Here is a 354-nt window from a genome sequence, read left to right as displayed (position 1 = left end):
AAATGGAAGCCCTTATGGTATTTCCAGTGCAGTTGGACAGGAAATGACAAACCCTGTTGCCTATGTCCAAACCCGATTAGGAAATTATAACTGGTCTGATGATTTTGTGGGTAATGCTTATCTGGAATTCAAACCAATTGAACAGCTAACCTTTAGATCAACTGTAGGAGGGAAAATCGCTTATTGGGGAGGAGACTTCTTTACTCCTGTATATTATTTAAGTGCTACAGTAGGAACTTCTCAAAATAGCTTTAGCCGTAACCTGAATAAAGGATTTGGCTGGAATATCGAAAACGTAGTTTCTTACGATGACAGCTTTGGCAAACATAACCTGACCGTGTTACTTGGACAGGG

At 40.1% G+C, this 354-nt stretch carries 1 pseudogene; it reads left to right on the top strand.

Annotated features, from left to right (window positions below):
• Positions 1-43: 43 nt before the first annotated feature.
• Positions 44-354 (top strand): annotated as a pseudogene (locus HC175_RS21170) (SusC/RagA family TonB-linked outer membrane protein); the annotation flags it as partial.

The organism is Salinimicrobium oceani, from assembly GCF_012037645.1.
The sequence above is the reverse complement of the archived record's forward strand: the minus strand, read 5'-3'. Positions and strand labels throughout refer to the sequence as shown.